This window comes from Sinorhizobium alkalisoli, assembly GCF_008932245.1.
Classification (GTDB): Bacteria; Pseudomonadota; Alphaproteobacteria; order Rhizobiales; family Rhizobiaceae; genus Sinorhizobium; species Sinorhizobium alkalisoli.
Map to the genome: position 1 here is coordinate 2,800,932 of NZ_CP034909.1, position 13,698 is coordinate 2,814,629.

Annotated in this window: 8 protein-coding genes; all 8 read left to right on the forward strand. The window is 62.6% G+C overall.

What is annotated here, in order from left to right; genetic code table 11:
• Positions 1 to 16 precede the first annotated feature (16 nt).
• On the forward strand, positions 17 to 895 hold the full coding sequence (locus tag EKH55_RS13585; protein WP_069459106.1) for a transglutaminase family protein: 879 nt from the start codon (positions 17 to 19) through the stop codon (positions 893 to 895).
• 171 nt (positions 896 to 1,066) lie between these two features.
• Positions 1,067 to 2,269, forward strand: a complete 1,203-nt coding sequence (locus tag EKH55_RS13590) for a TadE/TadG family type IV pilus assembly protein (RefSeq protein ID WP_069459105.1) — start codon at positions 1,067 to 1,069, stop codon at positions 2,267 to 2,269.
• 283 nt (positions 2,270 to 2,552) lie between these two features.
• Positions 2,553 to 5,018, forward strand: a complete 2,466-nt coding sequence (locus EKH55_RS13595) for a glycogen/starch/alpha-glucan phosphorylase (protein ID WP_106407860.1) — start codon at positions 2,553 to 2,555, stop codon at positions 5,016 to 5,018.
• On the forward strand, positions 5,015 to 7,228 hold the full coding sequence (gene glgB / locus EKH55_RS13600) for a 1,4-alpha-glucan branching protein GlgB (RefSeq protein WP_069459104.1): 2,214 nt from the start codon (positions 5,015 to 5,017) through the stop codon (positions 7,226 to 7,228). Before EKH55_RS13595 ends, glgB begins: the two co-directional genes overlap by 4 nt.
• A 110-nt stretch (positions 7,229 to 7,338) precedes the next feature.
• Complete coding sequence (gene glgC / locus EKH55_RS13605; RefSeq protein ID WP_069459103.1) at positions 7,339 to 8,601, forward strand: glucose-1-phosphate adenylyltransferase; 1,263 nt, start codon at positions 7,339 to 7,341, stop codon at positions 8,599 to 8,601.
• A gap of 12 nt (positions 8,602 to 8,613) precedes the next feature.
• On the forward strand, positions 8,614 to 10,056 hold the full coding sequence (gene glgA / locus EKH55_RS13610; protein WP_069459102.1) for a glycogen synthase GlgA: 1,443 nt from the start codon (positions 8,614 to 8,616) through the stop codon (positions 10,054 to 10,056).
• Positions 10,057 to 10,061: 5 nt separating this feature from the next.
• Positions 10,062 to 11,690 (forward strand): alpha-D-glucose phosphate-specific phosphoglucomutase, encoded by a 1,629-nt coding sequence (locus EKH55_RS13615; RefSeq protein WP_069459101.1) that lies wholly within the window; start codon positions 10,062 to 10,064, stop codon positions 11,688 to 11,690.
• A gap of 22 nt (positions 11,691 to 11,712) precedes the next feature.
• Positions 11,713 to 13,698 (forward strand): glycogen debranching protein GlgX, encoded by a 1,986-nt coding sequence (gene glgX, locus EKH55_RS13620; protein WP_151611599.1) that lies wholly within the window; start codon positions 11,713 to 11,715, stop codon positions 13,696 to 13,698.

Sequence of the window (13,698 nt, forward strand, 5' to 3'; positions counted from 1 at the left end):
AAGAGCGGCGGTTCCGATGCTCTACGACATCAACCTGAAGATCACCTATCGCTACGAGGTTCCGGTCAGCGGCGGGCGCCACCTCGTCCGGGTCCTGCCCGCGTCGATCCCGGGGCGCCAGCGGCTCATCGCAGGTTCGGTAACGTGCCAGCCGGCACCGTTCGAGCGCTCGGAAAATGTCGATTTCTTCTCCAATCCGACCACCACCATCCTTTTCCGCTCTGCCCACGACCACCTGATCATCCGCATGCAGGCGCGCGTGCAGGCGGAGCCCGCCGCACTCTCAGCCGATCTTTCGCCGGCGCTTGCGGCTCTGCCGGCGGAGCTTGCCGACTGCTGGTCCGTCGACGCCAACTCCCCCCATCATTTCCTCGGGCCAAGCCCGCTACTGGAGCAGGTCCCGGAGATCGCCGCCTATGCTCGCGAGATCAAGCGCGACGGGATGACGGTGCAGCAGATCGGCCTTGCCATTTGCGAGTGCATCCATCGCGATTTCACCTACGACACGGACGCGACGACCGTCACAACCACGCCGGCCGAGGCCTTCAAGCTGAAGGGCGGCGTCTGCCAGGATTTCGCCCACGTGATGATCGTGGCGCTGCGCAGTCTCGGCATTCCGGCGGGCTATGTCAGCGGCTTCCTCAGAACACTTCCGCCGCCCGGCAAGGAGCGCCTGGAAGGCGCCGACGCCATGCATGCCTGGGTGCGCTTCTGGTGCGGCACGTCCGGCGGCTGGATGGAACTCGACCCCACGAACAATATGTCCGCCGGGACCGATCACATCATCGTCGGCCACGGTCGCGACTATGGCGACGTGGCGCCGGTGATCGGCGTCCTGAAAAGCTATGGCGGCCAGACGACCGAACAGGCCGTCGACGTCAATCCCGTCGAGTGACCAGGATTGGCACGAACGTGCCAATCCTGGTCAGGCCGATCCTGCTCAAATCCGTAAAAAATAATCGTCTTTGCGGCTAAACGATAAAAATGCAACGAACAGGTGAACCGAGCGGTAACGCATAACCGGTAGTGTCGCAGCACGAATTCATACAACGTGTGGGGCATGAAAATGGAAAGCGGATCCACAGCCGGCCGGACCTTCATCACGATGTGGCGGGACCGGGGCGGCAATTTCGGCATGATGACGGCGCTGCTTGCCCCGCTGCTCTTTGCGGTAGGCGGCGTTTCGATCGACATGGCCAATATGCTGATGTCCAAGAACCAGCTTCAGGACGCGACCGATGCTGCTGCGCTTGCGGCCGCTTCCGCGCTCGTTTCCAAGGAGCAGCCGAGCATCGAAGCGGCCCAGGAAATCGCCCGCAAGTTCCTTCGCACGCAAGTCGCTGGCGCCCCGTCGGTGGCCGAGACGGAGAGCGGCGCCGATAGCGAAGATGACGGCGTGGACGTCGGCATCTCCGAGACGCAGAACGGCGCAACGGGAAAAACCTTCAAGGTCACTGTCACCGCCAAACAAATCGTCAACTTCAATGCCATGACGCGACTGCTCGGCCAGGATCGGGTTACGCTTGAGACCAGTTCGACTGCGGAAAGCGCGACCGAGAGCAAGAACGCGCTTTCGATGTATCTTGTGCTCGACCGCTCCGGCTCGATGGCCTGGAAGACGGATACCATCAACACGGCAAAGAAGAGCTGTCCCAATTACACGGAATCGACCTGGAGCAAGTATCCCAACCTGAAGGCGACCAGCCCCTGCTACGTCGCGAAGATCGATGCGCTGAAGACCGCAGCGAGCGATCTGTTCGCGCAGTTGGAGGTAGCGGATCCGGATTCGACCTACGTGCGGACCGGCGCGGTTTCCTACAATGCCTCGCAGGATACCCCGGGCGACATCGCTTGGGGCGTGACGAACACGGCCCTCTATGTGAACGCACTGGAGGCAACCGGCGGCACGGCATCGGGCAACGCCTTCAAGTCCGCGTACCAGAAGGTGACGGCAAGCGCCGAAAATACTGCTCACGCCAGCAAGAACGGTCAGGTTCCCACCAAATACATCGTCTTCATGACCGACGGCGAGAACAATTACACTTCCGAGGACACGCTGACCAAGCAATGGTGCGACACGGCAAAGGCCAACAAGGTCGAGGTGTACAGCGTTGCCTTCATGGCGCCGAGCCGCGGCCAGGCACTCCTGAAATATTGCGCCTCATCGACATCGCACTATTTCGAAGCCGAGGAGGCCGCAGATCTCGTCGCCGCATTCAAGGCGATCGGCGAAAGGGCGTCGGCAATGGTCTCGCGCCTTACGAAGTAAGCCAGCTCAGATCGGTTTTCGCCATGCCGTCCGGTTCCCGGACGGCATTTTGCATAATGCATAGGAAACTGGATAGGCGCGACGCGCATGCCGCGACGGGTCTCCATGTCACCGCGCATTTCAGGCGAAAAGCATCGCGGACCCGTCAACATGTAAGTGGCGGCTGTTTTAATCCATTTAAAAACACCTGTTGCAAGCGCTTCGGATCGATGCATAAATTGCCCTGTCTACGGTCGGCTCCGGCCTTCGGTCTCCCAAATGCAACAAGGGTTTGACAGTTTTGATGATGAATCGGCTCTCCACCAACGAACTGCCGCAGCCCGCACTGAGGTCTTCCGAACCGGGTCAACTCGCGGTCGAAATTCTGGAGCGCCTGAAGTATCGCATCGGCAAGGATCCCAAGGTCGCCAAACCGCATGACTGGCTGACGGCTGCCATCTTGGTCGTGCGCGACCGCATCACGGATCGCTGGATGGACTCGACGCGCAAGACCTATTCGACGGGGGCCAAGCGGGTCTATTATCTTTCGCTCGAATTCCTCATCGGCCGGCTGATGCGCGATGCGATGACCAATATCGGCCTGATGGACGAGATGCGCGATGCGCTCGCTTCTCTCGGCGTCGATATCGACCTGGTTGCCGAGCTGGAGCCGGATGCCGCGCTGGGCAATGGTGGCCTCGGGCGGCTTGCTGCCTGTTTCATGGAATCCATGGCGACGGTCGACGTGCCCGCCTATGGCTATGGCATCCGCTACATGCATGGCCTGTTCCGGCAGCAGATGGCCGACGGCTGGCAGGTCGAACTGCCGGAAACCTGGCTCGCGCACGGCAACCCGTGGGAATTCGAACGACGCGAAAGCTCCTACGAAATCGGCTTCGGCGGCAGCGTCGAGACCGTCAATGTCGACGAGGAAGTCCAGCGCTATGTGTGGAAGCCGGCAGAGCGGGTGATCGCGACCGCCTTCGACACGCCGGCCGTCGGCTGGCGGGCGACGCGCGTCAATACGCTGAGGCTCTGGGCCGCGCAACCGATCGATCCGATCCTGCTCGACGCCTTCAATGCCGGAGACCACATCGGCGCGCTGCGCGACAGCAACAAGGCGGAGAGCCTGACACGCGTGCTCTATCCCGCCGACGCGACTCCGGCCGGACAGGAACTGCGCCTCCGGCAGGAATATTTCTTCTCCTCCGCTTCGCTGCAGGACATCCTGCGGCGGCACCTGCAGCAATATCCGGATTTCACCTCATTGCCGGATGCCGTCGCCATCCAGCTCAACGACACGCATCCGGCCGTATCGGTGGCCGAACTCGTCCGCCTGCTGACCGACGTCCACGGGCTCGGTTTCGACCAGGCCTGGGACATTGCCCGGCGTACCTTCGCCTACACCAACCACACGCTTCTGCCGGAAGCGCTGGAAAGCTGGCCGGTACCACTCTTCGAGCGGCTGCTGCCGCGCCACATGCAGATCGTCTACGCCGTCAACGCCAAGATCCTGATCGAGGCGCGCAAGCAGAAGCACGCAACCGACGAGGAAATCCGCAACATTTCGCTCATAGATGAAACCGGCGAGCGGCGTGTGCGAATGGGCAATCTCGCCTTCGTCGGCTCCCACTCCATCAACGGCGTGTCGGCGCTGCACACGGAGTTGATGAAGGAAACGGTCTTTGCCGACCTGCACCGGCTCTATCCCGACCGCATCAACAACAAGACCAACGGCATCACGCCGCGCCGTTGGCTGATGCAATGCAATCCCGGTCTCTTCGCCCTGATCCGCGACGCGATCGGCGACGACTTCATGGACGACACGGAGGCCCTTCAGGCGCTCGACGCCTTCGCGGACAAGGCCGATTTCCAGGAGCAGTTCGCCGCCGTCAAGCGCGCCAACAAGGTAAGGCTGGCAAAGCTCGTGCAGACGAGGCTCGGCATCCGTCTGGATCCCTCGGCGATGTTCGACATCCAGATCAAGCGCATCCACGAATATAAGCGGCAATTGCTGAACATCATCGAGGCCGTTGCGCTTTACGACCAGATTCGCTCGCATCCCGAGCTCGACTGGGTGCCGCGCGTCAAGCTCTTCGCCGGAAAGGCGGCGCCGAGCTATCACAACGCCAAACTCATTATCAAGCTAGCCAATGACGTCGCGCGGGTCATCAACAACGACCCGGCCGTCCGCGGGCTTCTCAAGGTCGTCTTCGTTCCCAATTACAATGTCTCGCTCGCGGAAGTGATGGTGCCCGCAGCCGATCTCTCGGAGCAGATTTCAACCGCGGGCATGGAAGCTTCTGGCACCGGCAACATGAAGTTCGCGCTCAACGGCGCGCTGACTATCGGCACGCTCGATGGTGCCAATGTCGAGATGCGCGACTGGGTCGGCGAGGAAAACATCAAGATCTTCGGCCTGACCGCCGAAGAAGTGGCGAAGGCTCGGGCGGAGGGGCACAATCCGCGTGCCATCATCGAGGGCTCACGCGAACTGTCGCAGGCCCTCTCGGCCATCGCCTCCGGCGTCTTCTCGCCAGACGACCCCCACCGCTTCTCGGGCCTTGTCGACGGGCTCTACAACCATGACTGGTTCATGGTCGCCGCAGATTTCGAGACCTATGCGAAGGCGCAGCGCGAGATAGACCAACTCTGGACGATGCCTTCCGACTGGTATTCGAAGGCGATCCGAAACACGGCACGTATGGGGTGGTTTTCGTCCGATCGGACGATCCGCCAATATGCCGGAGAAATCTGGAGAGCAGGATGAAGCTCTCGCCCGGCAAGGAGACAGCCACATCCACAGCGTCGGGCCCGCTGCCGGCGCCGGAGATTGCGGCGATACTTTCCGGCAACCACAGCAACCCCTTTGCCGTTCTGGGCGTGCACGCGACGGACAAGGCTTATATTGCCCGGTGCTTTATCCCAGGCGCCGAATCGGTCACTGCGGAAACACTTTCCGGGAACGAAATCGGCACGCTCGAGCGGCGCGACGATGCCGGCTTCTTCGAGGGCTCCATTTCGCTCCGCAAGGCACAGCCGATCCGCTACCGCGCCCGCAACGAGGGCGGCGACTGGATCGTGGTCGACCCCTATAGCTTCGGTCCGGTGCTGGGGCCGATGGATGACTATTACATCCGCGAAGGTTCGCATCTCAGGCTCTTCGAAAAGATGGGAGCCCATCAGATCACGCATGAGGGGGTCGAAGGCTTTCACTTTGCCGTCTGGGCGCCGAATGCGCGGCGCGTTTCGGTCGTCGGCAGCTTCAACGATTGGGACGGGCGCCGCCACGTCATGCGCCTTCGCGCGGACACCGGCATCTGGGAAATCTTCGTCCCCGGCGTGTCCGCGGGCGCTCCGTACAAATATGAGATCCTCGACCGCGATGGCCGGCTGCTGCCACTGAAGGCGGATCCATTCGCCCGGCGCTCGGAACTGCGTCCCGATACGGCCTCGGTGACGACGGGCGAGATCGAGCAGGTCTGGGAGGACGCGGCCCACCGCCGCCATTGGGAGGAGGTCGACCCGCGCCGCCAGCCGATTTCCATCTATGAGGTCCATGCCGGCTCCTGGCAGCGCCGCGACGATGGCGAGATGCTGACCTGGGACGAACTGGCGGAACGGTTGATCCCCTATTGTGCCGACATGGGCTTCACCCACATCGAGTTCCTGCCGATCTCCGAATTCCCCTATGACCCGTCATGGGGCTATCAGACGACAGGCCTCTACGCGCCGACCGCGCGCTTCGGCGAACCGGAGGGCTTTGCCCGTTTCGTCAACGGATGCCACAAGGTCGGCATCGGCGTCATTCTCGATTGGGTGCCGGCGCATTTTCCGACGGACGAGCACGGGCTGCGCTGGTTCGACGGCACCGCGCTCTACGAGCATGAAGACCCGCGCCAGGGTTTCCATCCGGACTGGAACACGGCGATCTACAATTTCGGCCGCGAGGAGGTCGCCGCCTATCTCATCAACAATGCGCTTTACTGGGCCGAAAAATTCCATGTCGACGGCCTGCGCGTCGATGCGGTCGCATCCATGCTCTACCTCGACTACTCGCGCCAGCCCGGCGAATGGGTGCCGAACGAATATGGCGGCAACGAAAATCTTGAGGCCGTACGCTTCCTGCAGACCATGAACACCCGCCTTTACGGCATCCACCAGGGCGTGCTGACGATCGCAGAAGAATCCACCTCCTGGCCGAAGGTCTCACACCCGGTCCATGCCGGCGGTCTCGGCTTCGGCTTCAAGTGGAACATGGGCTTCATGCACGACACGCTGCAATATCTCGCGCGTGAGCCGGTGCACCGCAAGTTCCACCACAACGACATGACCTTCGGGCTGCTCTACGCCTTCAGCGAGAATTTCGTGCTGCCGCTGTCCCACGACGAAGTGGTGCACGGCAAGGGATCGCTGGTCGCCAAAATGGCCGGCGACGATTGGCAGAAGTTCGCCAACCTCAGGGCCTATTACGCCTTCATGTGGGGCTATCCGGGCAAGAAACTGCTCTTCATGGGACAGGAATTCGCGCAATGGCGTGAATGGTCTGAGGAGCGTGCACTCGACTGGAACCTGCTCGAATACAACCTTCACGAGGGCATGCGCCGGCTCGTGCGAGACCTGAACGGCACCTACCGGTCAAAGCCGGCGCTGCATGCGCGCGACTGCGAGGGCGAAGGCTTCGAGTGGCTCATTGCGGACGATCGCAACAATTCCGTCTTTGCGTGGCTGAGAAAGGCGCCGGGCGAGAAGCTTGTCGCAGTGGTCACCAATTTCACGCCTGTCTACCGGGAGAGCTACGACGTGCCCCTTCCGGCGGCAGGCCGCTGGCGGGAAATCGTCAACACGGATGCGGAAATCTATGGGGGGAGCGGCAAGGGCAACGGCGGTGCCGTTTACGCGGAGAGGAAGCCGAGCGGAGGGACGGCTGCCACCATCACGCTGCCGCCTTTGGCGACGCTGATGCTGGAGCAGGAATAGCTGCCCGGCGGCCTGTTCCGCCGGCGGAAAGAGGACGGAGTGACGTGGACCGCGAGGCGTCGCATTTGGTCGCCGGGCAGTCCTCGACGACATGATCTAGGGGAGGACAAATGGTGGAAAAGCGTACACAACCTCTGGCTCGCGATGCCATGGCCTATGTGCTTGCCGGCGGCCGCGGCAGCCGGTTAAAGGAGCTCACCGACCGCCGCGCCAAACCGGCCGTCCATTTCGGCGGCAAGGCGCGCATCATCGATTTCGCGCTATCCAACGCGCTGAACTCCGGCATCCGACGGATCGGTGTCGCGACCCAGTACAAGGCCCATTCGCTAATCCGACACCTGCAGCGCGGCTGGAATTTCTTTCGACCCGAACGCAATGAGAGCTTCGACGTCCTGCCAGCCAGCCAGCGCGTCTCGGAAACGCAATGGTACGAAGGCACCGCCGACGCGGTCTACCAGAACATCGACATCATCGAGGATTACGGCGTCGAGTACATGGTAATTCTCGCCGGCGACCACATCTATAAAATGGACTACGAGCTGATGCTGCAGCAGCACGTCGATTCCGGCGCCGACGTCACCATCGGCTGCCTGGAAGTGCCGCGCATGGAAGCGACCGGTTTCGGCGTGATGCATGTCGATACCGAAGACCGGATCATCGCTTTCGTCGAAAAGCCGGCCGATCCGCCCGGCATTCCAGGCAATCCGGAGATGGCGCTGGCATCCATGGGCATCTACGTATTCCACACGAAGTTCCTGATGGACTTGCTTCGCCGCGACGCGGCAGATCCGAAGTCGAGCCGGGACTTCGGCAAGGACATCATCCCCTATATCGTCGAACACGGCAAAGCGGTGGCGCACCGTTTCACCCACTCCTGCGTGCGTTCGGATTTCGAACGGGAAGCCTATTGGCGGGACGTCGGTACAATTGATGCCTATTGGCAAGCCAATATCGACCTCACCCTTGTGACGCCGGAACTCGACATCTACGACAGCACATGGCCGATCTGGACCTTCGCCGAAATCAAACCGCCCGCGAAATTCGTCCACGACGACGAGGACCGCCGCGGCTCGGCTACCTCCTCCCTCGTCTCGGGCGATTGCATCATCTCGGGCGCCATGCTCAATAGCAGTCTCTTGTTCACCGGCGTGAGGGTCAATTCATATTCCAGACTCGAAAATGCCGTAGTTCTTCCCGACGTAACGGTCGGACGGCACTCCATCCTGCGCAACGTCGTCATCGACAGCCGGGTCACCATCCCCGAAGGGCTAGTTGTCGGCGATGATCCGGAGCTCGATGCCAAACGCTTCCGCCGCACTGAGAACGGCGTTTGCCTGATCACGCAACCGATGATCGACAAGCTGGGAATGTAGGTCTTAAGTCGCATGAATGTCCTGTCCGTTGCGTCCGAAGTCTATCCGCTGGTCAAGACCGGGGGACTCGCCGACGTCGTCGGTGCGCTGCCCTCAGCTCTTCTTCCACACGGCATCCGGGTACGCACGCTGGTGCCCGGCTATCCCGCCGTGCTGCACAAGCTGAAAAAGAAGAAGGCGGTCGGCGGCATCGACAACCTCTTCGGCCATCCGGCCCGGATGCTCGCGGCCGAGTATGACGGCCTGGATCTGCTCGTCCTCGATCAGCCGGAGCTTTATGCCCGCGATGGCGGTCCTTATCTCGACACGACGGGACGCGACTATCCGGACAATTTTCGCCGTTTCGCTGCCCTTTCGCTGGCGGCGGCGGAGATCGCCGGCGACAGCGTCGTCCCGGGCTGGAAGCCAGATCTCGTGCACGTGCATGATTGGCAGACGGCGCTGACGCCGGTTTACATGCGCTTCGGCTCCGCCGCCGACATGCCGACCGTCATGACAATTCACAACATCGCCTTCCAGGGCCAGTTCGGCGCGTCGGTCTTTCCGGAACTGTCGCTGCCGCCCGAAGCCTTCTCCATGCAGTTCGTCGAATATTATGGCGATGTCGGCTTTCTGAAGGGCGGCTTGCAGACTGCGACCGCCATCACGACCGTCAGCCCGTCCTATGCGCAGGAAATCCTGACCCCGGAATTCGGAATGGGGCTCGAGGGGCTCCTGGCAAGCCGTGTCGGCAGCCTGAGCGGGATCGTCAACGGCATCGACGCCGCAACGTGGAATCCCGAAACGGATCCGCTTATCCCCCAGAATTACGCTCACGGCACGCTCAAGCGGCGCGCGGCAAACCGCCGCGTGCTGGAGGAGCGCTTCGGGCTCGACAAGGGCCCGGGGCCGATCTTCTGCGTCATCAGCCGCCTCACCTGGCAAAAAGGCATCGACCTGCTGGCGCAGGTGACCGACGACATCGTCGCACTCGGCGGTAAGCTCATCGTGCTCGGTTCGGGCGACGCGGCGCTCGAAGGCGCTCTCATGGCCGCCGCCTCGCGCCATCGCGGCCATATCGGCATGGTGATCGGCTATGACGAACCGCTGTCGCACCTGATGCAGGCTGGTTCCGACGCGATACTCATTCCCTCGCGCTTCGAACCCTGCGGGCTGACGCAACTCTACGGTTTGCGTTATGGTTGCGTACCGATCGTCGCGCGCACCGGCGGCTTGACGGACACGGTCATCGACGCCAACGAGGCGGCGCTGGCGGCCAGGGTCGCGACCGGCTTTCAGTTTCAGCCGGTCACCGCGGACGGCCTGCGTCTTGCGATCCGGCGCGCAATGCATGCATACAAAGAGCCGAAGGTATGGGCGCGCTTGCAGAACCAGGGCATGAAGTCCGACGTTTCGTGGGCGAAGAGTGCGGAACGCTACGCCTCGCTCTATTCCGGTCTTCTCGCGAAAGGCTAAGACAGATGATGATAACCGTCTCCACAAACCCCTATGGCGACCAGAAACCCGGGACTTCGGGCCTGCGCAAGAAGGTTCCGGTTTTCCAGCAGAAGAACTACGCCGAGAACTTCATCCAGTCCATTTTCGATTCGCTCGAGGGCTATGAGGGCGAGACGCTGGTGATCGGCGGCGACGGCCGCTACTACAACCGCGAGGTGATCCAGAAGGCGATCAAGATGGCCGCCGCAAACGGCTTCGGCCGCGTGCTCGTCGGCCGCGGCGGTATCCTGTCGACGCCGGCAGCCTCGAATGTCATCCGCAAGAACAAGGCTTTCGGCGGCATCGTGCTGTCGGCGAGCCACAACCCAGGCGGCCCGACCGAGGATTTCGGCATCAAGTACAATGTCGGCAACGGAGGTCCCGCGCCGGAAAGGGTGACGGATGCAATCTTCGCCCGTACGCAGGCGATAGACAGCTACAGGATCGCCGACGTTCCCGACATCAACCTCGATGTCGAAGGCACGCAGCATGTAGAAGAAATGGCAGTGACGGTGATCGATCCCGTCGCCGACTATGCGGAACTGATGGAGAGCCTGTTCGATTTCGCAGCAATCCGGGCCCTGATCGCCGGCGGCTTCCGCGTCGCCTTCGATGCAATGAGCGCCGTCACCGGCCCCTACGCCAAGGAGATCCTCGAGAAGCGGCTTGGCGCGCCAAAGGGCTCGGTGATGAACTTCATCCCGCTGCCCGACTTCGGCGGTCATCATCCGGATCCGAACCTCGTGCATGCGCGCGCGCTTTACGAGACCATGATGGCGCCCGATGCGCCGGACTTCGGCGCCGCTTCCGACGGCGACGGCGACCGCAATCTCATCATCGGCAGAGGAATTTTCGTCACGCCCTCGGACAGCCTCGCCATCCTTGCCGCCAATGCGCACCTGGCACCCGGCTACGCTCAGGGCCTTGCCGGCATCGCCCGCTCCATGCCGACAAGCGGTGCGGCCGACCGCGTCGCGGAAAAACTCGGCATCAGCCTTTATGAAACCCCGACCGGATGGAAATTCTTCGGCAACCTGCTCGACGAGGGGCTGGCGACGATCTGCGGTGAGGAAAGCGCCGGCACCGGCTCCAATCACGTGCGGGAGAAGGACGGGCTCTGGGCGGTGCTGCTCTGGCTCAACATTCTGGCGGCGCGGAAGGAAAGCGCGCTCGATATCGTGCAGAAGCACTGGGCGGCCTATGGCCGCAACTATTATTCGCGCCACGACTACGAAGCCGTCGATACGGAGGCGGCGAACGGACTGATGGCGGCGCTGAGAGAGAAGCTCGCCGGCCTTGCGGGCAAGAGCTACGGCGCACTCAAGGTCGAGACCGCCGACGATTTCTCCTACCACGATCCGGTCGACAAGTCGGTGAGCATGAACCAGGGTATCCGGATCCTTTTCGAGGGCGGCTCACGCGTCGTCTTCCGCCTTTCGGGCACCGGAACTTCCGGCGCGACGCTGCGCGTCTATATCGAGCGTTACGAGCCCGACCCGGCACGCCACGACCTCGATACGCAGGCCGCTCTCGCCGACCTGATCGCCGTAGCCGACGAGATCGCGGAGATCAAGGCGCGCACCGGCCGCGAAGAGCCGAGCGTGATCACCTGAGGATTGTGTAGGGACGCGCTTCATGCCGATGACCGGACTTCCGCCTCTCGGCGTGGCGCACACACCCGATGGGGCGCGCTTCGCCGTCTGGTCGCGCAACGCCGCCCTTATCGAGCTCTGCCTGTTCGACAATGCCGGCGACAGGGAACTCCGCCGCCTGCCGATGCTGCGCGACGGCGACGTGCACAGCCTCACCCTCGCGGGTCTGCCCCTCGGCACTCGCTACGGCCTTCGCGCCGACGGCATCTACTCGCCGGAGCATGGACTTTGGTTCGACCCATCGAAGCTGCTGGTCGATCCCTATGCGGTGGAACTCGACCGTCCCTTTCGCCACGATCCGCGGCTGACGGTCTACGGCGAGGAGACGGCCGATCTTGTGCCCAAGGCGATCGTCACCGACTACAGGCCGGCGAGGCAGAAGCCGCCGCTTTTCGAGCCAGGCGGGTTGATCTATGAGGTCGCGGTCAAGCCCTTCACGATCCTCCATCCCGATGTTCCGGAAAGGAAGCGTGGCACATTGGCCGCGCTCACCGAACCGGCCGTGATCGAGCACCTCACCCGCCTCGGCGTCTGCGCGGTTGAGCTGATGCCGATCGTCGCCTGGATCGACGAGCGGCATCTGCCGCCGCTCCGGCTCCACAACGGCTGGGGCTACAACCCGATCGCCCCCATGGCGCTCGATCCGCGCCTCGTGCCCGGCGGCATCGAGGAATTGCGCCGGACTGTGGAGCGCCTGCACAGGGCCGGCATCGGCGTCATCCTCGACCTCGTCTTCAACCATTCCGGCGAGAGCGATCGCTACGGCACCACCCTTTCGATGCGCGGCCTCGACAATCTCGCCTATTACCGGCATGCGACCGACCAGCCGGGCGAACTCATCAACGACACCGGCTGTGGCAACACGATCGCGTGCGACCACCCGGTGGTGCAGGCGCTCGTCCTCGACAGCCTGCGCCATTTCGTACGTGCCGCCGGCGTCGACGGGTTCCGCTTCGATCTCGCCTCCGTTCTTGGCCGCGACATGAGCGGGTTCCACCACGATGCCGCTCTCTTCCAGGCGGTCGCCGCCGATCCGGTGCTCAGCGACCGCATTCTCATTGCCGAGCCCTGGGACACCGGCCCCGGTGGTTACCAGCTCGGCAATTTTCCGGAATCATTCCTCGAATGGAACGATCGTGCGCGGGACGATATCCGGCGCTACTGGCGCGGCGACCGGCACGCGATCGGCGCATTTGCAACGGCACTGGCGGGCTCCTCCGACGCGTTTTCGCGCTGGGGCGAAACAAGCACCCGCAGCCTCAACTTCATCGCCGCCCATGACGGCTTCACACTGATGGACCTCGTCTCCTATGAACGTAAGCACAACGAGGCCAACGGCGAAGACAACCGCGACGGCCACGACGAGAACCACTCATGGAACAACGGCGTCGAAGGCCCTACCGAGGATCCGGAGATCCTTGACGCACGCCGACGTGACGTCATGGCTCTGATCGCCAGCCTGTTCGCCTCCCGCGGCACGATCATGCTGACCGCCGGCGACGAAGGCGGGCACAGCCAGCGAGGCAACAACAACGCCTATGCGCAGGACAACAGGATCACGTGGCTCGACTGGAGCAAGGTCGACCAGCAAATGGTCGGCCACACCGCTGCACTTTCCGCCATGCGCCGCCGCTTCCGCGTCTTCGCCGAAACGGCTTTCTTCACCGGCGTGGATGACGTCGCCTGGCTCCGCCTTGATGGCCGCCCCATGACGGTCGAGGATTGGGAGCACCCGGCGACCGAAAATCTGGTCATGATGCTTGCGACCGAGGACGAGGTGCAGAAGCGGTTCACGCGACTTGCCGTCGTGATCAATCGCAGCCATGCACCGCACCCCGTCCTTTTGCCTGCAAGCCTCGATGGCGAATGGTACGATGCGCTCACGGGCGCCGCCCTCGGGACCCTCGCCCCTGCCCGCTCGGTCACCTTTTTCGTCGAAGTTTTCCAAAGTTTTACGACCACTTGCTAG